Raw genomic sequence first — 18,893 nt, forward strand, 5'->3', positions numbered from 1 at the left:
CCGAGGCGCGGCCATCGCAGGCAAGCCAGCTCCCACATTTTGACCGCATTCACAGATCAATGTGGGAGCCGGGCTTGCACGCGATGGGGCCAGCCCAATCAACGCAAATCAAACAGCCAGCAGGCGCTCACGCAACTTGCCAATCTCATCACGCGTCTGCGCCGCCGCTTCAAACTCCAGATCCCGCGCCAACTGGTACATCTTCTCTTCCAGCTGTCGAATCCGCTTGGTGATCTCACTCGGTGAGCGCAGTTCGTTCTCGTACTTGGCACTCTCCTCGGCGGCCTTGGCCATGCCCTTGCGCTTCTTGCTGCGCGAGCCCGGCACGGTGGCGCCTTCCATGATGTCGGCAACGTCCTTGAACACACCTTTGGGGGTAATGCCGTGTTCCAGGTTGAACGCGATCTGCTTGTCGCGACGACGCTGGGTCTCGCCAATCGCACGCTCCATGGAACCGGTGATGCGGTCCGCATACAAGATCGCCCGCCCATTGAGGTTACGCGCCGCTCGGCCGATGGTCTGGATCAGCGAGCGTTCGGAGCGCAGGAAGCCCTCCTTGTCCGCATCTAGGATCGCCACCAGCGACACTTCCGGCATGTCCAGGCCTTCACGCAGCAGGTTGATCCCCACCAGCACATCGAAGGTGCCCAGGCGCAGGTCGCGGATGATTTCCACGCGTTCTACGGTGTCGATGTCCGAGTGCAGGTAACGCACACGCACGCCGTGGTCGGCCAGGTAATCAGTCAAATCTTCGGACATGCGCTTGGTCAGGGTGGTGACCAGCACCCGCTCTTCCAGGGCCACGCGCTTGTTGATTTCCGAGAGCAAGTCGTCGACCTGGGTCAGCGCCGGGCGAATTTCGATTTCCGGGTCCACCAGGCCAGTGGGACGTACCAGTTGCTCGATGACGCGGCCCGCGTGCTCGGCTTCATAGTTGCCGGGCGTAGCGGAGACGAAGATGGTCTGCGGGCTGATGGCTTCCCACTCGTCAAAGCGCATTGGTCGGTTGTCCAGCGCCGATGGCAGGCGGAAACCGTATTCCACCAGGGTTTCCTTGCGCGAACGGTCGCCCTTATACATGGCCCCCACCTGCGGCACGCTGACGTGGGATTCGTCGATCACCAGCAAGGCGTCTGGCGGCAGGTAGTCATAGAGGGTCGGTGGCGGCGCCCCGGAGTCACGGCCCGACAGGTAGCGCGAGTAGTTTTCGATGCCGTTGCAGTAGCCCAGCTCCAGGATCATCTCCAGGTCGAAGCGGGTGCGCTGCTCCAGGCGCTGGGCTTCCACCAGCTTATTGTTGGAACGCAGGTATTCCAGACGCTCGGCCAGCTCGACCTTGATGCCCTCGATGGCGCCCATCAAGGTTTCGCGTGGGGTCACGTAGTGGCTTTTCGGGTAGAAGGTGAAGCGCGGCAGCTTGCGGATCACCTCGCCGGTCAATGGGTCGAAGGCTGACAGGCTTTCGACCTCATCATCGAACAGTTCGATGCGGATCGCTTCCAGGTCGGATTCGGCCGGGTAGATGTCGATCACATCGCCGCGCACCCGGAAGGTGGCGCGGGCAAAATCCATGTCGTTACGGGTGTACTGCAGGCTCGCCAGGCGGCGCAACAGTTCGCGCTGGTCGAGTTTGTCGCCACGGTCGACGTGCAGCACCATCTTCAAATAGGTTTCCGGGCTGCCCAAGCCGTAGATGCACGACACCGTGGTGACGATGATCGCGTCTTTGCGCTCCAGCAGTGCCTTGGTGGCCGACAGCCGCATCTGCTCGATGTGGTCGTTGATCGACGCATCCTTCTCGATGAAGGTATCGGAGGATGGCACATAGGCTTCGGGCTGGTAGTAGTCGTAGTAGGAAACGAAGTACTCCACCGCGTTGTTGGGGAAGAACGCCTTGAACTCGCCGTAGAGCTGCGCCGCCAGGGTTTTGTTTGGCGCCAGCACCAGGGTCGGGCGGTTGGTCTGGGCGATCACATTGGCGATGCTGAAGGTCTTGCCGGAACCGGTCACCCCAAGCAGCGTCTGGTGCGCCAGGCCGGCCTCAATGCCTTCGACCATCTGACGAATGGCTTCCGGTTGATCGCCGGCGGGTTCAAAACGGGTAACGAGCTGGAAATCCGACATAACGTACCTCGTGAAGTCACCCCAGACTCGACACCGCCAGGGACGAAATAGCTCAGCAACCCGCGATTAGTCATCGCAGGTTGCAGGAAAAAACCATGATAGCTGTAGAAGTGGTGTCGAATGTGACGGGTTTCAAGGCCGTCTTCCTACACGACCTTTATCGTCAATGTTGCAATAAGACTAACGGTCAGCAAATAAACCGAAAAACTTGGCCGAAAAGCCGTTTCCGTTGTCGCTCTCAGCCGTGATGGCCTCTATACTAGCTCCCCGTTTGTGCACCGCTCTAGTGCATTCGGCTGGAGCGCGACACGTCCCTCCTACCCCCCATAGAGCTGCCGCAAAAATGAGCCTGTTCTCCGCTGTCGAAATGGCACCACGCGATCCAATCCTGGGCCTCAACGAAGCATTCAACGCCGACACACGAACCACCAAGGTGAACCTTGGCGTGGGCGTTTACTGCAACGAGGAGGGGAAGATTCCACTCTTGCGTGCCGTTGCCGAAGCGGAAGCCATTCGTGTGGCGCAACATGCCGCCCGTGGCTACTTGCCAATCGACGGCATCGTGGCGTACGACCAGGCTGTGCAAAAGCTGCTGTTTGGCGCTGAGTCGCCACTGTTGAGCGCAGGCCGTGTGATTACCGCCCAAGCCGTGGGCGGCACTGGCGCGCTGAAAATCGGCGCCGACTTCCTCAAGCAACTGCTGCCCAACGCCGTCGTCGCCATCAGCGACCCAAGCTGGGAAAACCACCAGGCGCTGTTTGAAAAAGCCGGTTTCCCGGTGCAGACCTACCGCTACTACGACGCCGCCACCCATGATGTGAACCGTGCCGGCCTGCTCGAAGACCTCAACGCCCTGCCGCCACAGTCCATCGTGGTGCTGCACGCTTGCTGCCATAACCCGACCGGCGTCGACCTCAGCCCGGCCGACTGGCAAAACGTGCTGGACGTGGTCAAGGCCAAGAACCTGGTGCCGTTCCTCGACATGGCCTACCAGGGCTTCGGCGATGGCATCCACGAAGACGCCGCCGCGGTGCGCCTGTTCGCTGAGTCGGGCCTGACCTTCTTTGTATCCAGCTCGTTCTCCAAGTCGTTCTCGCTGTATGGCGAACGCGTAGGCGCGCTGTCGATCGTCAGCGAGTCCAAGGAAGAAAGCGCGCGCATCCTGTCTCAGGTCAAGCGTGTGATCCGCACCAACTACTCCAACCCGCCGACCCACGGCGCAGCCATCGTCGCCGCCGTACTCAACAACCCGGAACTGCGCGCCCAGTGGGAAGCCGAACTGGCCGAGATGCGCCTGCGCATCCGTGGCATGCGCGAGCAGATGGTGGCCGAACTGGCCAAGGCTGCTCCAGGCCATGACTTCAGCTTCGTCGGCCGCCAGCGTGGGATGTTCTCCTACTCCGGCCTGACCGTTGAGCAAGTCACCCGCCTGCGCACCGAATTCGGCATCTATGCGCTGGATACCGGTCGCATCTGCGTGGCGGCGCTGAACCAGTCGAACATTGGTGCAGTGACCAAGGCGATTGTCCAAGTGCTGTAAGCGGACACACGTTATACGAAGGGGGAAGCCAATGGCTTCCCCCTTTTTATTGGCGAACGCACTAGACTGAACACCGACTGCCCCCTTGCTGTGAGAGCTTTATGAGAAACGACGACCTGGATCTGCGCGCCGACCGCGACGAACTGCACGACTACGCCCCACGCGCACCGCAAGCCAAGCGGCAGAAGAGCTTGGTGCTGCAGGTAGCGCTGGGAGTATTCCTCGGTGGGTTGGCGTTATGGCTGGTACAACTGGGCGCCACGGCAATCATGGCCAAACTGGCCATGGGCACTCTGCAATTTGGTGGCTGACCCGCTCTCCTGTAGGAGCGAGCTTGCTCGCGAAAAACCCAAAGACACCGCGTTCATCCAGAATGCCCGCGTTATCGTTAACGGTCTGCGCGAGCAAGCTCGCTCCTACAAAACCCCCGTTCTTCCAGCAGTTTTACAAAGCTGTTTAAACTCTGCGACACCGTGCCCCGCCGCCAGATCAGCCAGGTATTCAAGATACGGAACGTGTCGGGCAGCGGCCACACGCTCACCGCCGCACACCCCGGCATACTCTCCAGCATACTGCGCGGCATCAGCGCCAGCCCGGCCCCGGCGCTGACACAGGCCAACATGCCGTGGTACGACTCGATCTCGAAGATCCTGCCGGGCACCGCGCCATCCTGTGAGAACCAGCGTTCGAAGTGATGCCGGTACGAACAGTTGGAACGAAACGTATAGATGTTCTCGCCATTCACATCCTGGCCGCGGGTGATCGGCGCGTGATGCAGCGGCGCAATCACCACCATCTCTTCCTCGAACACCGCCACACCCTCCAGCGTGGAATGCAGCACCGGCCCGTCGACAAAGGCCGCCGTCAACCGACCCGACAGCACGCCTTCGATCATGGTGCCCGAGGGGCCCGTGCTCAGGTCCAGCTCGACCTTGGTGTATTGCTGGTTATACGCCGCCAATAATGCCGGGATACGCACCGCCGCCGTGCTTTCCAGCGAACCCAAGGCAAACGCGCCCTGGGGCTCCTCCCCCGCCACCGTGGCGCGAGCTTCCTGCACCAGATCGAGAATACGCCGCGTATAGCCGAGGAAATTCCACCCGGCCGGGGACAACCGCAAGCGGCTCTTCTCGCGGATAAACAACTCCACGCCCAAATCCTGCTCCAGTTGCTTGATGCGCGTGGTGAGGTTCGACGGCACCCGATGAATCAACTGGGCGGCAGCGCTGATGCTGCCTTGCTCGGCAACGGCCTTGAAGATTTCCAGCTGCACCAGATCCAAATCATTCTCCAATCATGTACATGATCGTTCCCACGCTCTGCGTGGGAACGCTGCCTCGGATGCTCCGCGTCCGATCGTTGGCGCGACGCGGAGCGTCATGGGATGCATTCCCACGCAGAGCGTGGGGACGATCTAACGTTCTCGAATTGAGAACATATTACTTATTATTATTCAGTTTCCAGAAAACATACAACACCGTACGCTGGCCCTATTCCACTCATTCAGCCGGACGGTGCCATGAACAATGTTATCTCCCACCAGACCCACGCCCTGTCGATCAACCCCGCCAACGGCGAAACAGTCGGCAGCTACCCCTACGAAAGCGCAGAACAACTGAACGCCGCCCTCGCCCGCTCGACCACTGCCTTCCGCACCTGGCGCCGCACGCCTGTGAGCCAGCGCGCCGAATACCTGCTGGCCCTGGCTGCCGCCCTGCGTGAGCAAGCTGAAGAGATGGCGCAAATGATCACCCTGGAAATGGGCAAACCCATCGCCCAGGCCCGCGCCGAAATCGAAAAATGCGCGCAACTGAGCGAATGGTACGCCGCCCACGGGCCGGCCATGCTCGCCCCGGAGCCCACCCTGGTGGACAACGGCAGCGCCCGGATCGAATACCGCCCACTGGGCCCGATCCTCGCGGTAATGCCGTGGAATTTCCCGGTGTGGCAAGTGCTGCGTGGTGCAGTGCCGACCCTGCTCGCCGGCAACACCTACGTGCTCAAACATGCGCCCAACGTGATGGGCAGCGCCTACCTGATCCAGCAAGCATTGCGCAAAGCCGGTTTTGCCGAAGGCGTGTTTGAAGTCATCAACGTGACCCAAGATGGCGTGTCCACCGCCATCGCCGACCCACGCATCGCCGCCGTGACGCTCACCGGCAGCGTTCGCGCCGGTATCGCTATCGGCGCACAGGCAGGGGGCGCGTTGAAGAAATGCGTGCTGGAACTGGGTGGCTCCGACCCGTTTATCGTGCTCAACGACGCCGACCTCGACGCCGCCGTGCAAGCCGCCGTCATCGGCCGTTTCCAGAACAGCGGCCAAGTCTGCGCCGCCGCCAAGCGCTTGATCATCGAAGCGGGCGTGGTTGAAGCCTTCACCGCCAAATTCCTTGAAGCCAGCCGCGCTCTGGTGATAGGCGAGCCCACCGCGGACGCCACCTATATCGGCCCCATGGCGCGCTTTGATCTGCGTGACGAACTGCACGGCCAGGTCCAGGCGACCCTGGAAGAAGGTGCCACGCTGCTGCTGGGCGGCCATAAAGTCGCGGGCGCCGGCAATTACTATGAACCGACCATCCTGGCCGACGTCACCGACCACATGACGTCGTTCAAACAGGAACTGTTCGGCCCCGTGGCCTCGATCATCACCGCCCGCGACGCCGAGCACGCCGTGGCCCTGGCCAATGACAGCGAGTTTGGCCTGACCGCGAGCATCTTCACCCGCGAGGCGGCAAAGGCGCGGGCGATTGCCGATCAGTTGGAAACCGGCGGGGTCTTTGTCAACGCGTTCAGCGTGTCAGACCCGCGGGTGGCGTTTGGCGGCGTGAAGAAGAGCGGGTTCGGCCGCGAGCTGTCGCACTTCGGTGTACGCGAGTTCTGCAATGCGCAGACGGTGTGGCTGGATCGTAAGTAGCCTGTCAGCATTGGCGCTTCAACAATTAATATGCCGCCGCACGCACTGCACCAACCCGTCCAGTGCCGGGGGATTCACCGGGGCGAGCACACAGACCGTGTGCTCGCGCTTGCCTTCCGCAACTGTCAGGGTGTAATGCACCCGGCCTGGGTTGCCAGGCTCGGGATCGGTGCTTTGCGGCAACTGGAAAAAACCCGACGCTTCAATCAGTTGCCGCAACTCCTGCTGATCAGGCTCGGGCAGCGCGTCCAGCTCTACCGTGCGCGCCTTGGCCAACCCGGGGAAAAACGCCGGTCCGCCGCTTTCCTTGATTGAAATTCGCATGGCTGTTCCTCGCCGCGCAGGCGGCTTCGTCAAACGTTTATACCTACCGCTTTCCAGCCTTCCTTGACTGCCTTGTGCTCAGCTTTGTTCACACCATAAAGCTGACCGGCAATATCGTGGGTAATGCGCGCAAAACGCAAAAACCCGGAATTGGGCCGCAGCCGCGAATCGCGCAGTGCGTCATACCAGATACGCCCGGCACGCTCCCAGGCGAACCCGCCAATCCGGGTGGCCACCTGATAGAACGCGTGGTTGGGAATGCCGGAATTGATATGCACCCCGCCATTGTCCTCGTAAGTTTGCACAAAATCATCCATGTGCCCAGGCTGTGGGTCTTTGCCCAGCAGCTTGTCATCAAACGCAGTGCCTGGCGCCTTCATCGAGCGCAGCGCCGTGCCCTTGATCTTTTTGGTAAACAGCCCCTTGCCGATCAACCAGTCTGCGTCCTCGGCCTTTTGCTTCAGCGCGTACTGCTTGATCAACGAACCAAACACATCCGACAACGACTCGTTCAGCGCACCGGACTGGTTGAAGTACATCAGCTTGGCCTCATCCTCGGTCACGCCATGGGCCAACTCATGGCCAATAACGTCGAGTGCCACGGTGAAGCGGTTGAACAACTGCTGGTCACCATCGCCGAACACCATCTGGGTCGAATTCCAGAAGGCATTGTTGTAGTCCTGGCCGAAGTGCACCGTGGCGTCCAGCGCCATGCCCGCATCGTCGATGGAATTGCGATCGAATACCTGGTCAAAAAAATCGAAGGTTGCGCCCAGGCCGTCATAGGCTTCGTCTACTGCGGCATCGCCACTGGCGGGCTGCCCTTCACTGCGAATCAGCTTGCCGGGCAGGCTGTCGGTGTTTTCGGCGCTGTAGATCGAGCGTTGCTTCTCGGCGCCCACGGCCAGTGCCATGCGGGCCGGCCCCTTGGCGGGTACCGCGACCATGCGCAATGAGCGGAACGTGCTGTCCTTGGCACGCGTGCGTAATGCGACTTCCCGTTGGGCTTTGTCGCCGTGGCGGGCGATCTGGTCGAGCATGTACGGCGGGATCAGGCAAAAAATCGGGTTGCGCGGTTGGCGAACACACATGAGCTGGCTCCTTTTTGGCGTGTGATGAACGTCCGGGTAACGGTTTTCAGGATAGTCCTGAGTTAGCCACCTGGGCCAAATTGTCATGGTTTTGTGTTTCAGTGGTGTTTATCCCAGGCCCATAAGGAACATGCCCATGCCCGCCCGCGCAGCCAACATCGACCTTTCCCACCGCCCAAGGCTTGCCGACCTGCGCCCATTGGTCGCGGCCAGCCCCACCCTGCTGGAAGCCAGAGCCGCGACGCCGCGCGTCACCGCGGCCAAGGACCTCAAAAACCGCGCGGGCTATGCCGACGACTTCCTCAGCGACTTCGTGGTGCCATGGCCCACGGTTGACCAGCCACTGGCGGGCGATGTGCAACCCAAGCGCCTGGACTACACGCACTTCTCCATCACAATGTCGCGCGCTCGACGACTGGCGCTGTACGTGGGGGTGAATATCGATGGCGCCAAGCATGTGGACATCACGCGCAGCAACGACACCTGGGCCTACGATGGTCGCCTGCCCCTGGAGGCGCAGGTAGGTGAAGACCTTTATGCCGGCAATGGCCTGGACCGCGGCCATCTGGTGCGGCACCAGGACGCCAACTGGGGCGACGAGGCCAACACCGCCAACTTCGACACCTTTCACTTCACCAATTGCTCACCCCAAATGAGCGGCTTCAACCAGAAGACCTGGCTGGAGCTCGAAGACTACATCCTCGACAACACCCAGCGCTGGAAAGCCCGGGCCACGGTGTTTACCGGGCCAGTGTTCGCCGATGACGACCGACTGTACCGTGGCGTGAAAATCCCCAAGGCGTTCTGGAAAGTAGTGGCCTACCTCAGCGACGATGGCAAGCCGTCCGCCAGCGCCTACATGATTGACCAGAGCCGCGAACTGGGCCAACTCGACCTGGTATTCGGCCCGCTTCGAACCTACCAGCGCAGTGTGATTGCGATCGAACAATTGACCGGTATCCGCTTCGCCAACCTGGCCGACTACGACGGCTTCAGCAACGAAGAGCGCGCCACAGGCACCCGGATCGAAGCGCTGATCCGCGGCCCCCAGGATATTCGGCTCTGACGCTTCTTTTGTAGGAGCGAGCTTGCTCGCGAAGCACCTGAGAACGCCGCGGCGCATCAGGCTCCCCGCGTTATCGTTGACGACCTTCGCGAGCAAGCTCGCTCCTACAGGGGGTGATCGCTTACCATACCGCCGCCGGTTCCCGTATGGGACTAACAGGGAATTCGAAACGCCGCACGCGACGTGAAACGAAACTGCCCCCGCAACTGTAGATGCCGAGCCTGCCCTTGAATGCCACTGGACCACGTCCGGGAAGGCGGGGCATGGCGACGACGCATCAGTCAGGAGACCTGCCGGCCCAGCTAACTCACTAACCGGCGGGGTGTCCGGGAAGGACATCCTGGCCCTGCGCATCAGCAGCCTCCATGGGCGTATTTCCGAGCCGTACCTCCCCTGCTGCACCTACGGTTCACAAGGAGATCGCCTCATGCTGCCACGCGTTACCGCCCTGATCGCAGGCTTGGGTATGTGTGCCCTGGCGCAAGCCGCGCCCACTCAGTACCCGCTGACCCTGCAAAACTGCGGCAGCACCCTGACCTTCCAGCACGCCCCCGCCCGCAGCGTTACCATCGGCCAGGCCGCCACCGAGATGCTGTATGCCCTGGGCGTGGGCGACAAGGTGGTCGGCACTTCGCTGTGGTTCAACAACGTGGCGGCGCAGTACAAGGCCCAGGACGATCACATCGAGCGCCTGGCCAACAACGAGCCCAGCTTCGAAGCCGTACTCGCCAAGCGCCCGCAACTGGTGGCCGCCGAGCTGGAATGGGTGGTGGGCCCCCAAGGCGTGGTCGGTACCCGTGAGCAGTTTCATGAACTGAAGATCCCCACCTACCTGTTGCCGTCCGATTGCGAAGGCAAGGACAACCTGGTCGGCGCCGACGGCACGCGATTGGAGCCCTTTCGCATCGAGACGATCTACCAGAGCCTCCAGCAACTGGCGCAGATTTTCGACGTGCAGGATCGCGGCCAACAACTGACCGACGAACTCAAGGCGCGCCTGGCCAAGTCCGTCGCCACGGCCCAGGGCAAGGGCTTGCAGCAAGCCAGCGCACTGGTGTGGTTTTCCAGCGCCGAAATGGCCAGCGACCCTTACGTAGCCGGCCACAAAGGCGTGCCGCAATTCATGCTGCAAACCCTTGGCCTGCGTAACGTGGTGCAGTCCGATGAGGAGTGGCCTGCCGTCGGCTGGGAAACCATCGCCAAGGCCAATCCCACCTTCCTGGTGATCGCACGCATGGATCGCCGTCGCTACCCGGCCGACGACCATGAAAAGAAACTCGCCTTTCTGCGCAGCGACCCCGTGACCCGCAACATGGACGCGGTGAAGAACAACCGCATCATCATCCTCGACGCTCTGGCCTTGCAGGCGAGCCTGCGCACCTTCGAGGGCCTTGAACAACTGGCGGCCGCCATTGACGGCTACCACCTGGGCCAATGATGCGCACCCTACTCGCCCTGGCGTTGCTGCTGCTCGCCCTGCTCGCTGGCGTCGCCATCGGTGAAACCGCCATAGAACCGCAGGTGGTGCTGCAGGTGCTCGCCAATAAACTCTGGGGCGCCAGCTATGCACTGGACCCCATCGACGAAGGCGTGGTGTGGAACTACCGCCTCACCCGTGCATTGGTGGCCGCAGCTTGCGGCGCAGGGTTGGCGACGTGCGGCGTGATCCTGCAATCGCTGCTGCGTAACCCGCTGGCCGACCCGTACCTGCTGGGCATCAGCGCCGGCGCGTCAACCGGCGCGGTACTCGTGGCCTTGATCGGCGTGGGCGGTGGCCTGGTGTCGTTGTCGGCGGGCGCGTTTGTGGGGGCGATGGCGGCCTTTGCGCTGGTGACGCTGCTCGCACGGGCCAGCGGATCGTCCAGCGGTACCGGGCAGATCATCCTCGCGGGCATCGCCGGTTCACAGTTGTTCAATGCCCTGACGGCCTTCCTGATCACCAAGTCGGCCAGCTCCGAACAAGCCCGCGGCATTATGTTCTGGCTGCTGGGCAACCTCAGCGGCGTGCGCTGGCCGTCGGTGTGGTTGGCGGTGCCGGTGGCGGTCGTGGGGCTCGCGGTGTGCCTGTGGCACCGGCGTGCACTGGATGCGTTCACCTTCGGCAGCGACTCGGCAGCCTCCCTCGGCATCCCGGTGCGCCGCGTGCAATTTGTGCTGGTGGCCTGCGCCGCGCTGGTGACGGCGGTGATGGTATCCATCGTCGGCTCCATCGGGTTTGTCGGCTTGGTGATTCCCCATGCGGTGCGCCTGTTGCTTGGCACCGGGCATTCGCGCTTGCTGCCGGCCAGCGCCTTGGGGGGCGCGCTGTTTTTGATCGCTGCGGACGTGCTGTCGCGCACCTTGATCAAGGGCCAGGTGATTCCGGTGGGTGTGGTCACCGCATTGGTGGGCGCGCCAGTGTTTGCGCTGATCCTGATCGGCCGGAGGAATGCGCGATGAGCGTACTCAGTTGCCGCGGCCTGGGCTTCAAAGTGCGTGACGCGCAGTTGCTGCGTGATATTGACCTGCACGTGCAGTCAGGTGAAACCCTCGGTATCGTCGGGCCCAATGGTTCAGGCAAATCCACCCTGCTCAAATTGCTGGCCGGATTACGTGTGCCGGCCAGCGGCGAAGTTCGCCTGGGTGGCAAACGGCTCGGTGAGTTGTCGCGCCGCACCATCGCGCAACAGCTGGCGGTGGTGGAGCAACAGGCCGACACCGACGACGCCATCCGCGTGTTCGACGCCGTGGCCCTGGGTCGCACGCCGTGGCTGTCGGCATTGAGCCCCTGGTCGCGTGAAGACGATGCCATCGTGCACCAGGCCCTGCATGACGTAGACGCCACCCACCTGAGCCAACGCGCCTGGCGCAGCCTCTCGGGTGGCGAACGCCAGCGCGTGCACATCGCCCGCGCCCTGGCGCAACGCCCGCAGATTTTGTTGCTGGATGAGCCGACCAATCACCTGGATATCCAGCATCAACTGGCGATCCTCAAAGGTGTGCAAGGCTTGCCGGTGACCACCTTGATTGCCCTGCATGATCTGAATCAGGCGTTAACCTGTGATCGCCTGGCCGTGCTGGATCGCGGACAACTGGTGGCACTGGGCGCGCCGCTAGAGGTGCTGACGCCACAGCGCTTGCAGGAGACATTCGGGGTGCAGGGGCATTACCTGACGGACCCGTTCGACGGCGCGCAAATCCTGCGCCTGCGCTCCAACTGAACCTGTAGGAGCGAGCTTGCTCGCGAAAAACTTCCAGGCGCCGCGTTCATTCAGAAAACACGCGTTATCGTTGACGTTTTTCGCGAGCAAGCTCGCTCCTACAGAAGTTGGTGCATATGGATGGTTTGCCAGATCGGGTCGGCCTCGACATCCACCACCTCGAACCCCTGCCGCTGCCAGAAATCAATCGCACCGGGCAGAAACGGATGGGTGTGCAGGTACATCACCTCTACGCCATCGGCCCGCGCCAGCGCTTGCAGCGAGCGGTATAACCGGCCCGCCAGGCCCAAGCGTCGCACAGCCGGGAGCACATACAGGCGCACCACTTCCACCGTCTTGCGCCCCTGGTAGTTCAACTGCGGGAAGCGGCCGTCGTAGGGCCGATAAGCCACCGAGGCAACGATCCGGCCTTCGGCACGAGCAATCAAAAACCGCCCGCCGCCCTCAAGGTAGATGGCTTTAAACTGCGCCAGATCGTGGGGGACACCGGTGGCACTGAGCGTGGGAAACAGTTCATCACGCGCCTGCAAAGCAAAGCTCAGCACCTGGGGAATGTCAGCGGCCTGCACCGCATCAATGCTAACGCTCATCGCAAAGGATCCGGCCCGTTATCCAATGGCGAGCGTAAGCCAACACGCGATCGGCCATCGCCACCGGAAAGTGAATAAACCCATGGGCCGCTTCCGGCAGCAAATGAGCCTCCACCGTTGGCCATCGCTCGGCAATCAGCAGGGTGTCATCCTTGAGCGGGTCCAGTTCGCCCACGAACATCAACGCTGGCGGCAGCCCCTCAAAGTCCCCATACAAGGGCGACAACGGTGGCTGTCGGCGCGTCTCGTCGCTGATCCCCGGCGTCAACAGGCTCAGCGCCTGAACCATGCCCGGCCCGTCCAGCAACAAGGTGTCCGGCCCGGCCGTGCGCACACTGGGGGTGCCGGTCAAATCGTAGACGCCGTAATACAACACCGCGCCGCTTACCCGCTGGAGCAACTCGGGCCATTGCTTGAGCGCCAACAAAGTGGCCGCCGCCAGGTGCCCGCCGGCCGACTCCCCGACAAAAAACACCGGCAGGTCGGCAAATTCCGGGCAGTCCGCCAAAAGCCAGCGCGCAGCCGTCAGGCAGTCATCCAGCAGCCCTTCGATCGGCGTATCCACCGCCAGCCGATAATCCACCGACACCACCGCCACATCGCACGCGTTGACCATGCCAAGGTTAAGGTCGTCATCCATTTGCGCATTACCGATCACCCAGCCACCGCCGTGGATATCCAGCACCACGCCTCTGGGCGGGCCAGCGGGGCGCAGGATGCGCAAGGGGATCGCCCCGAGCATTTTGCGTTCCGCCAGGGGCGCCTTCTTGAAGGTCTGGCTGGCACGCAGCAGCGCCTGGATCAGGCGCGGCATCACGCGGTTGCGGACCTTGAAGCGCGGCATCCACGCCAGTTTGCGATTGAAGCGGCGCATCTGGGCCAGTTCGGGCTCGCTGGCGGGCCAATGCTGGTAGGCCATCAGCGATTATTACGCAGGATCGAGAAGTTCAACGCCGCGGCCACGCACAGCCACGCCAGGTACGGGAACAGGATCAGGCCGGTGATCAAATCCAGGCGAACGGCCAGCACCACCATCGCTGCCACGGTGAGCCACAAGAGCACGATAATCACCATCCCGGCGAACAACCGATGGGCACCAAAGAACACCGGCGTCCACAGGGTATTCAACGCAATCTGCACCGCCCACAGGGCCAACACCATTTCGCTGCCGGGGATCAGGGTCAAGCGGTAACCAGCCCAGGCCAACAGCAGGTAGATGATCGTCCATGCCACCGGGAACAGCCAATTAGGCGGGGTGAAGCTGGGCTTGACCAGGGATTCGTACCAGGCGCCGGGTTTGAAGATCACGCCAGTGCTGGCGGCGGCGGCGCAGGCGAGCAGGAAGATGAAAAAGGTCATGGTCGGTCCTTGAGGTCCAGTGGATGGAAAACAGTACACTGCTTTTAAGTGACTCGAACAACCGCGGATAAATTCAATGGGGCGGCAAAATACCCGCGCTTCTACGCGTCATGAAAATTGGTTATGGTCGGCAACATCCAGCACCGTTGCCCGAGACATCCCCTTGCCCCAGCTTGCCGATCACCGCAGCCGCCCCTGGTCAGTGTTCCTGATTTTCCTGCGCCTGGGCCTTACCTCCTTCGGCGGGCCGATTGCACACCTGGGTTATTTTCGCCAAGAGTTCGTCACCCGCCGCCGCTGGCTCAGCGAGCGCAGCTATGCCGAACTGGTCGCGCTGTGCCAGTTCCTCCCAGGCCCGGCCAGCAGCCAGGTCGGTATCGCGTTGGGCCTGTCCCGCGCAGGTTACCGGGGCGCGGCGGCAGCCTGGGCCGGGTTCACCTTGCCGTCGGCCATCGCCCTGATCCTGTTTGCCCTGGGGCTGGCCCACTACGGCAGCGCCCTGCCCCCTGGCGCGCTGCACGGCCTTAAGGTGGTCGCCGTAGCCGTGGTGGCCCAGGCCGTGTGGGGCATGGCGCGTAACCTGTGCCGAGGTGTTTTACGGGTGGCGTTGATGTTGATCGCCGCCTGCGTGGTGGTGCTGCAACCCTCCGCCTGGGCTCAGGTCGGGGTCATGGTGGTCGCAGGCGTGGCTGGCCTGCTGTTGTTCAAGCCCGAGAGCAGTGCCGAGCCCGACGCCCTGCCCATCGCCATCAGCCGCCGTGCCGGAGCCCTGTGGTTGATGCTGTTTTTGCTGTTGCTGGTGGGTTTGCCGATCCTCGCCGCATGGGCGCTCAACCCCACACTGGCGCTGGTGGACGCCTTCTACCGCACCGGCGCACTGGTATTCGGCGGCGGCCACGTAGTGTTGCCGCTACTGCAAGCCGAAGTGGTGCCCAGCCAATGGGTCAACAACGATGTGTTCCTCGCCGGTTACGGCGCCACCCAGGCCGTGCCCGGCCCGCTGTTCACCTTCGCCGCCTTCCTCGGCGCCTCGATGACCCACGCCCCGAGCGGTTGGCTTGGCGGAGTAATCGCGCTGCTGGCGATCTTCGCCCCGTCGTTCCTGCTGATCTTCGGCGCTTTGCCCTTCTGGGCCAACCTGCGCAGAAGCCCACGTACCCAGGCCGCACTCGCCGGGGTGAACGCGGCGGTGGTTGGCCTGTTGTTGGCGGCGCTGTACCAGCCGGTGTGGACCAGCGCGATTTTCAACGGCTACGACCTCGCCCTGGCGTTGCTGGCACTGGTCGCGTTGATGGTGTGGAAACTGCCGCCATGGCTGGTAGTGATAAGTTGCGGCCTACTCGGCACGTTACTGTAGGAGCGAGCTTGCTCGCGAAAAACTCACAGGCGCCGCGTTTAATCTGAAGGCACGCGTTATCGTTAACGATTTTCGCGAGCAAGCTCGCTCCTACAGCATTGGGGCTCAGCCCGGCTCGACTATCTTGAGCCACGGCCAACGCGCCTGATAACTCCTGGCCTTGTGCAAAAACAGCTCCGGCTCCGGATGCAAAGGGTTGATACGCAACACCCCCTGCTCCACATCTTCCAATCCATAAGGCGCATACACCTCACCGCAAGCGATATCCAGCGCAATGCACGTGCCCGCCACCAGGTAACGGTCAACCCCCTGCCGAGCCGAATGCAACTGCGGGTAAGGCCGGCCAAACCGCTGACCATACCAAAGGTGCACCCGCGCCTGATTCCTGACCTCCACACTCACCCCCAGGTCTTGGAACAGCCCCTGCGCCGCACGAATTACCGCGTCTTCCGCCTCGTAGGACAGGTCCTCGTCAAAGTAAAAAACGTCGTAGTCCTTCACGCCCTGAGCCGCCGGCAGATTCGCCTGATGGTTCCACACCGCCTGGAACAAACAGCCCGCCGTGAGCATGCACTGCTGCACACCAAGATCCGGCAAGCGCGCGGTGAGTTGCGCATTGATAGGGTTGGCCATGGCCAATTCGAGCAGGGTGTCGACCGTCAATGTCATGTTCAGTCCTCCATCGTCTGACGCCACAGTACCACCCCAACATGTCACTCCTGTAGGCGCGGGCTTTTCACACCGAAACGAATCAGAAGTTTGACGAAATCACCTCGCGCCCTGCGTACAACTCAGCGCGAAGCCGAACAAATGAAACCAACATGAAGAATGCCCCCACTTGCTTGTAAAGCAACTTTACGCAGCACTACCCTTACACGCCCTACCTCAGCTGCCCCCGCTGAAATTGATCAGGACACCGGCTAAATGGAGTTCGCCCCTTGCACGCCCCACCGCTCACTCTTAAAGGTGCGTATCGCGATACCTGCAACGCCTTCTCGCGCCAAAAGTATGAAGGCCGAGAGCGCTGCATAAATGTGTCTAACTTTAACGCCGAGCATCTAAACCCACACCGTTGATGACACCGGCGTAGTGCCGTCATCGTTTTCGGCGCAGATAGAGCGTAAAGGTCAATTCAAGGAGAATGACAGTGAAGTGGATGGATGATGTGCTGGACACGATCGACAATGCCCGAACCGAAGCTGAATTGTTGGCTCGGATCGTCAGCACGGCAAAACACCTGGGGTTCGACTATTGCGCCTATGGAATCCGAATCCCTATCCCCGTCACCCGCCCTAAAATCGTGATGAGCAATAATTTTTTGCCTTCATGGCGACAACGCTACGCCCACTGCAAATACATCGCCGTGGACCCGACGGTACAGCACTGCACGAAATCGACGATACCGATTGTCTGGGACGAGCAAATGACCCGGCAAAACCCGCAGATGTGGGAAGAAGCCCGTGGCGCCGGGCTGGCCCATGGTTGGGCGCAATCCTGCCTAGACGGCCGCGGCAGCGGCGGCATGCTGACACTGGCGCGCTCCAATGACCCTATTACGGCCCAAGAGCTTGCCGCCAATCAAAAATACATGCGGTTTTTGGTGCATGTCGCTCATCAGGGGTTCTTGCGCGTGCTGACGCCGCACTGGCAGTTACCGCAGGAAAAAACCCTGTCGCAGCGTGAATGTGAAGTGCTCAAGTGGGCAGCCGACGGCAAGACCGCCCACGAGATCGGTTTGATCCTCTCGCTATCGCGGGAAACCATCAAATTTCACCTGCGCAATGCAGGCTCGAAACTGGGCGTGCATAACTGCACCGCTACCGTCGTGCGCGCCACTTCACTGGGCTTGCTTGTCTGACACATACCTGATTGGCGCACCCCTGATGCGTTAATGCCGCTCAGTGTGAACAACAACAATAATACGCGCACCCTCACGACACACCTGCCCAAAAGAGCAGTACCTAAGTGTTCGATTATTCTGCCGAATGGCCCCTCGATTTTTTGCCGAGGGTTCCTCATGTATATAACCACGGGTACGCGCCTGACATTACCGACCGAACTGTGGCAGGCCCTGTTGCTGTATCGCTATCGCGTATTTGTCGAAAAACTTGGGTGGCATCTGGACTGTGCGGTCGGTGAGGAACTGGACCAATTTGACCGCGACGACACGGTGTACGTAATCGCCCGTCAAGGCCCGCACATCGTCGGTGTGGCGCGGCTGCTGCCCACGCACAAGCCCTATCTGCTCAAGGAAGTGTTCCCCCAGGTGCTGGGTGGCCAGGCACTCCCTCATTCTGCGCACATCTGGGAAATTTCCCGGTTTGCCGCCGTCGACCTGCAACAACAGACCTTCACGGGCCACTCCCTGTCATCGCCCAACGCCGTGGCGCTGCTGCATGAAGTGCTCAAGGTCGCCGCTTGCCACAAGGTTCGCCAATTGATCACGGTATCGCCGCCGGGAATTACCCGCTTGTTGCGCAACGCGGGTTTCGACGCTCATTGCGAGGGCAAGCTGACCGTGATCGACGGGCACAAGATCATGGCCAACTGGATCAGTGTGCCGCCCTGCCTGGCTGATCGAGAAGTGGCCTGAAGCAGCGCAAATGGCCTGCCGCTGCGGGCAAGTCGGCCGAGCCGACTCCCCAAAAGGTTAGGTTACAACCTCAGGCGCCTGCTCTTAAATAACGCTGCATCGGCATTCCAACCGACTATAAATGGGACACACGATCTACATGAAAAAAGTCATTGTCATTTCTGGCCATCCTGATCTTTCGGTTTCCCGCGTCAATACCGCGATCATGGGCAAGATCAGCCAGCGTGGCGTCAAGGTCCATAGTCTGGCCAGCGCGGTGACGCCCACCGGGTTCGATATGGGTGCAGAGCAGGCATTGCTCAATGCCCATGACCGCATCGTGTTGCTGTTTCCGTTGTACTGGTATTCCTGCCCGGCAATCATGAAACAGTGGATCGATGAAGTCTTCACCCCCGGCTATGCCTACGCACGCGGCGGCGACAAGCTCAAAGACAAGGAATTCATGATCATCACCACGGTGGGTGCGCCCTCCACCGGCTACCGCGCTGGCGGGTTCAACCGTTACACCCTGGATGAATTGCTCAGGCCGTTGCAGCAGACGGTGGCGTACGTCAAAGGCATCTACCTGCCTGTAGTCGGGATTTACGAATCGGTGTTCATCGATGACGAATCAATCGACGTCACCGCTCGGAATGTCGCCGCACAAGTGATTGAGGACCAGGCCAGCGCCGACCAACTCTACGAGAACATGCTGTTGCAGGCCGAGCAGGCACAAATCGCGCTGCTGCAATAAGG

19 protein-coding genes and 1 riboswitch are annotated in these 18,893 nt (G+C 61.5%); of the genes, 11 read left to right on the top strand and 8 right to left on the bottom strand.

Features of this window, described 5'->3' with window-relative positions; genetic code table 11:
- Positions 1 to 108: 108 nt before the first annotated feature.
- Positions 109 to 2,124 (bottom strand): excinuclease ABC subunit UvrB, encoded by a 2,016-nt coding sequence (gene uvrB / locus GIV26_RS12000; protein ID WP_003192575.1) that lies wholly within the window; start codon positions 2,122 to 2,124, stop codon positions 109 to 111.
- A gap of 343 nt (positions 2,125 to 2,467) precedes the next feature.
- Here uvrB and GIV26_RS12005 point away from each other — a divergent pair, with 343 nt between their 5' ends.
- On the top strand, positions 2,468 to 3,664 hold the full coding sequence (locus tag GIV26_RS12005; protein WP_034116881.1) for an amino acid aminotransferase: 1,197 nt from the start codon (positions 2,468 to 2,470) through the stop codon (positions 3,662 to 3,664).
- A 101-nt stretch (positions 3,665 to 3,765) separates the two neighbouring features.
- The gene (locus tag GIV26_RS12010; RefSeq protein WP_005789784.1) at positions 3,766 to 3,975 is read left to right on the top strand and encodes a hypothetical protein; all 210 of its coding nucleotides are present in this window, start codon (positions 3,766 to 3,768) and stop codon (positions 3,973 to 3,975) included.
- 77 nt (positions 3,976 to 4,052) lie between these two features.
- Here the strand turns inward: GIV26_RS12010 and ptrR are convergent, their stop codons facing one another.
- The gene (gene ptrR, locus GIV26_RS12015) at positions 4,053 to 4,946 is read right to left on the bottom strand and encodes a putrescine utilization regulator PtrR (protein ID WP_236280648.1); all 894 of its coding nucleotides are present in this window, start codon (positions 4,944 to 4,946) and stop codon (positions 4,053 to 4,055) included.
- A gap of 237 nt (positions 4,947 to 5,183) precedes the next feature.
- Between ptrR and GIV26_RS12020 the strand changes: the two genes are divergently transcribed.
- A complete protein-coding gene (locus GIV26_RS12020; protein ID WP_236280657.1) occupies positions 5,184 to 6,578 on the top strand; it encodes an aldehyde dehydrogenase family protein in 1,395 nt (464 codons plus the stop codon).
- An 18-nt stretch (positions 6,579 to 6,596) separates the two neighbouring features.
- Here the strand turns inward: GIV26_RS12020 and GIV26_RS12025 are convergent, their stop codons facing one another.
- Together GIV26_RS12025 and GIV26_RS12030 are read right to left on the bottom strand one after the other, a co-directional pair.
- The gene (locus tag GIV26_RS12025; protein ID WP_102666994.1) at positions 6,597 to 6,902 is read right to left on the bottom strand and encodes a protealysin inhibitor emfourin; all 306 of its coding nucleotides are present in this window, start codon (positions 6,900 to 6,902) and stop codon (positions 6,597 to 6,599) included.
- Positions 6,903 to 6,931: 29 nt separating this feature from the next.
- Complete coding sequence (locus tag GIV26_RS12030) at positions 6,932 to 7,993, bottom strand: M4 family metallopeptidase (RefSeq protein WP_236280659.1); 1,062 nt, start codon at positions 7,991 to 7,993, stop codon at positions 6,932 to 6,934.
- 136 nt (positions 7,994 to 8,129) lie between these two features.
- Here GIV26_RS12030 and GIV26_RS12035 point away from each other — a divergent pair, with 136 nt between their 5' ends.
- The 4 genes from GIV26_RS12035 to GIV26_RS12050 all read left to right on the top strand — a co-directional run bounded on the left by GIV26_RS12035 (position 8,130) and on the right by GIV26_RS12050 (position 12,259).
- Entirely contained in the window at positions 8,130 to 9,059 is a 930-nt protein-coding gene (locus tag GIV26_RS12035) for a DNA/RNA non-specific endonuclease (protein WP_236280662.1), read from the top strand.
- A 119-nt stretch (positions 9,060 to 9,178) separates the two neighbouring features.
- A riboswitch (cobalamin riboswitch) is annotated at positions 9,179 to 9,371 on the top strand.
- 115 nt (positions 9,372 to 9,486) lie between these two features.
- Positions 9,487 to 10,497, top strand: coding sequence for an ABC transporter substrate-binding protein (locus GIV26_RS12040; protein ID WP_034126223.1), 1,011 nt, complete (start codon positions 9,487 to 9,489; stop codon positions 10,495 to 10,497).
- Positions 10,494 to 11,498 carry a FecCD family ABC transporter permease gene (locus tag GIV26_RS12045; protein WP_034126222.1) on the top strand — a complete coding sequence of 335 codons (1,005 nt, stop codon included), beginning with the start codon at positions 10,494 to 10,496 and terminating at the stop codon, positions 11,496 to 11,498. The genes GIV26_RS12040 and GIV26_RS12045 overlap by 4 nt, the downstream gene beginning before the upstream one ends.
- Positions 11,495 to 12,259, top strand: a complete 765-nt coding sequence (locus GIV26_RS12050) for an ABC transporter ATP-binding protein (protein ID WP_236280665.1) — start codon at positions 11,495 to 11,497, stop codon at positions 12,257 to 12,259. Before GIV26_RS12045 ends, GIV26_RS12050 begins: the two co-directional genes overlap by 4 nt.
- 98 nt (positions 12,260 to 12,357) lie before the next feature.
- Here the strand turns inward: GIV26_RS12050 and GIV26_RS12055 are convergent, their stop codons facing one another.
- From GIV26_RS12055 to tspO, 3 genes are read right to left on the bottom strand one after another with little or no spacing between them, the layout of a single operon-like run.
- Entirely contained in the window at positions 12,358 to 12,849 is a 492-nt protein-coding gene (locus GIV26_RS12055; protein ID WP_236280669.1) for a GNAT family N-acetyltransferase, read from the bottom strand.
- Positions 12,839 to 13,768: an alpha/beta hydrolase fold domain-containing protein gene (locus GIV26_RS12060; protein ID WP_236280671.1), complete on the bottom strand. Its 930-nt coding sequence runs from the start codon at positions 13,766 to 13,768 to the stop codon at positions 12,839 to 12,841. The genes GIV26_RS12055 and GIV26_RS12060 overlap by 11 nt, the downstream gene beginning before the upstream one ends.
- Positions 13,768 to 14,208 carry a tryptophan-rich sensory protein TspO gene (gene tspO, locus GIV26_RS12065; RefSeq protein ID WP_236280674.1) on the bottom strand — a complete coding sequence of 147 codons (441 nt, stop codon included), beginning with the start codon at positions 14,206 to 14,208 and terminating at the stop codon, positions 13,768 to 13,770. Before tspO ends, GIV26_RS12060 begins: the two co-directional genes overlap by 1 nt.
- A 163-nt stretch (positions 14,209 to 14,371) precedes the next feature.
- On the opposite strand from tspO, the gene chrA reads away from it, so the two are divergent.
- Positions 14,372 to 15,565, top strand: a complete 1,194-nt coding sequence (gene chrA, locus GIV26_RS12070) for a chromate efflux transporter (RefSeq protein WP_072447910.1) — start codon at positions 14,372 to 14,374, stop codon at positions 15,563 to 15,565.
- A 105-nt stretch (positions 15,566 to 15,670) separates the two neighbouring features.
- On the opposite strand, the gene GIV26_RS12075 is transcribed toward chrA, so the two are convergent.
- On the bottom strand, positions 15,671 to 16,234 hold the full coding sequence (locus tag GIV26_RS12075; protein WP_198790784.1) for a nucleotidyltransferase family protein: 564 nt from the start codon (positions 16,232 to 16,234) through the stop codon (positions 15,671 to 15,673).
- A gap of 472 nt (positions 16,235 to 16,706) precedes the next feature.
- Between GIV26_RS12075 and GIV26_RS12080 the strand changes: the two genes are divergently transcribed.
- The 3 genes from GIV26_RS12080 to GIV26_RS12090 all read left to right on the top strand — a co-directional run bounded on the left by GIV26_RS12080 (position 16,707) and on the right by GIV26_RS12090 (position 18,891).
- Positions 16,707 to 17,423 carry a helix-turn-helix transcriptional regulator gene (locus GIV26_RS12080; protein WP_054898586.1) on the top strand — a complete coding sequence of 239 codons (717 nt, stop codon included), beginning with the start codon at positions 16,707 to 16,709 and terminating at the stop codon, positions 17,421 to 17,423.
- 159 nt (positions 17,424 to 17,582) lie between these two features.
- Positions 17,583 to 18,158: an acyl-homoserine-lactone synthase gene (locus GIV26_RS12085; protein WP_034126215.1), complete on the top strand. Its 576-nt coding sequence runs from the start codon at positions 17,583 to 17,585 to the stop codon at positions 18,156 to 18,158.
- Between the two features lie 139 nt (positions 18,159 to 18,297).
- Positions 18,298 to 18,891 carry an NAD(P)H-dependent oxidoreductase gene (locus GIV26_RS12090; RefSeq protein WP_052199940.1) on the top strand — a complete coding sequence of 198 codons (594 nt, stop codon included), beginning with the start codon at positions 18,298 to 18,300 and terminating at the stop codon, positions 18,889 to 18,891.
- The last annotated feature ends 2 nt before the right edge of the window (positions 18,892 to 18,893 follow it).

It is taken from the genome of Pseudomonas sp. PA-1-3F (genome assembly GCF_021609665.1).
Lineage (GTDB): Bacteria > Pseudomonadota > Gammaproteobacteria > Pseudomonadales > Pseudomonadaceae > Aquipseudomonas > Aquipseudomonas paracarnis.

What these genes read in the sequence shown, in the direction of transcription:
- uvrB (WP_003192575.1), bottom strand. Translation starts at nt 2,124, where the DNA reads ATGTCGGATTTCCAGCTCGTTACCCGTTTTGAACCCGCCGGCGATCAA.
- GIV26_RS12005 (WP_034116881.1), top strand. Translation starts at nt 2,468, where the DNA reads ATGAGCCTGTTCTCCGCTGTCGAAATGGCACCACGCGATCCAATCCTG.
- GIV26_RS12010 (WP_005789784.1), top strand. Translation starts at nt 3,766, where the DNA reads ATGAGAAACGACGACCTGGATCTGCGCGCCGACCGCGACGAACTGCAC.
- GIV26_RS12020 (WP_236280657.1), top strand. Translation starts at nt 5,184, where the DNA reads ATGAACAATGTTATCTCCCACCAGACCCACGCCCTGTCGATCAACCCC.
- GIV26_RS12025 (WP_102666994.1), bottom strand. Translation starts at nt 6,902, where the DNA reads ATGCGAATTTCAATCAAGGAAAGCGGCGGACCGGCGTTTTTCCCCGGG.
- GIV26_RS12030 (WP_236280659.1), bottom strand. Translation starts at nt 7,993, where the DNA reads ATGTGTGTTCGCCAACCGCGCAACCCGATTTTTTGCCTGATCCCGCCG.
- GIV26_RS12035 (WP_236280662.1), top strand. Translation starts at nt 8,130, where the DNA reads ATGCCCGCCCGCGCAGCCAACATCGACCTTTCCCACCGCCCAAGGCTT.
- GIV26_RS12040 (WP_034126223.1), top strand. Translation starts at nt 9,487, where the DNA reads ATGCTGCCACGCGTTACCGCCCTGATCGCAGGCTTGGGTATGTGTGCC.
- GIV26_RS12045 (WP_034126222.1), top strand. Translation starts at nt 10,494, where the DNA reads ATGATGCGCACCCTACTCGCCCTGGCGTTGCTGCTGCTCGCCCTGCTC.
- GIV26_RS12050 (WP_236280665.1), top strand. Translation starts at nt 11,495, where the DNA reads ATGAGCGTACTCAGTTGCCGCGGCCTGGGCTTCAAAGTGCGTGACGCG.
- GIV26_RS12055 (WP_236280669.1), bottom strand. Translation starts at nt 12,849, where the DNA reads ATGAGCGTTAGCATTGATGCGGTGCAGGCCGCTGACATTCCCCAGGTG.
- GIV26_RS12060 (WP_236280671.1), bottom strand. Translation starts at nt 13,768, where the DNA reads ATGGCCTACCAGCATTGGCCCGCCAGCGAGCCCGAACTGGCCCAGATG.
- tspO (WP_236280674.1), bottom strand. Translation starts at nt 14,208, where the DNA reads ATGACCTTTTTCATCTTCCTGCTCGCCTGCGCCGCCGCCGCCAGCACT.
- GIV26_RS12075 (WP_198790784.1), bottom strand. Translation starts at nt 16,234, where the DNA reads ATGACATTGACGGTCGACACCCTGCTCGAATTGGCCATGGCCAACCCT.
- GIV26_RS12080 (WP_054898586.1), top strand. Translation starts at nt 16,707, where the DNA reads ATGACAGTGAAGTGGATGGATGATGTGCTGGACACGATCGACAATGCC.
- GIV26_RS12085 (WP_034126215.1), top strand. Translation starts at nt 17,583, where the DNA reads ATGTATATAACCACGGGTACGCGCCTGACATTACCGACCGAACTGTGG.
- GIV26_RS12090 (WP_052199940.1), top strand. Translation starts at nt 18,298, where the DNA reads ATGAAAAAAGTCATTGTCATTTCTGGCCATCCTGATCTTTCGGTTTCC.